Raw genomic sequence first — 567 nt, forward strand, 5'->3', positions numbered from 1 at the left:
CGCGGTGTCGGCCAGCAGGGCCACCTGCGCGAGCGTCGTCTGGACGACCGGAGTTCCGGCGACGCCGGCAGCGATGACGCCCGCGACCGCGACCGGAGCGAAAACTTTGGTTACGTTCATTGCGACACACCTTGAACTTATGTAAGAGCTCGCAGACAGGACGGGTGACGCGCTGATAGTGGCATTCTCGCGCGACGAGAGTCAATGGACGCGCGGGCTGTGCCTGGCCAGCCCGCTCCAGGACCCTGGGCGGCGTTGACTTCCGCCAAGCGGCCCTGCCATGATCGCCCTCAGGCAATCTTTAGCTTCTGCGGTGAAGGGACGTCCCGTGATGCTCACCAAGGCCTTCGCGCCGATCGCGATTGCCGGCACCGTGGCAGGCGGTGTGCTTGCCGCCGCGCCGGTCCACGCCACCTACGCCGCCGTCAACCTGCTGGCCGACACCGCGATCTTCGTCGGCGGGACCATGTTGCCCACGCCCTCGGCGGCGTTCGCCCAGACCGCGGCCGACCTGTTCCTCAACCCGCTGGGCTTCGACGCCGGTGACGATCCGACGGTGTGCGTGAT

The 567-nt window shown here is 67.5% G+C and carries 1 pseudogene; it reads left to right on the forward strand.

Annotated elements, in window-relative coordinates:
* Positions 1-313: 313 nt before the first annotated feature.
* Positions 314-567: pseudogene (locus A5648_RS15830) on the forward strand (PE-PPE domain-containing protein); the annotation flags it as partial.

The sequence above is a fragment of the Mycolicibacter sinensis genome (assembly GCF_001673565.1).
In the GTDB taxonomy this organism is placed as follows: domain Bacteria; phylum Actinomycetota; class Actinomycetes; order Mycobacteriales; family Mycobacteriaceae; genus Mycobacterium; species Mycobacterium sinense_C.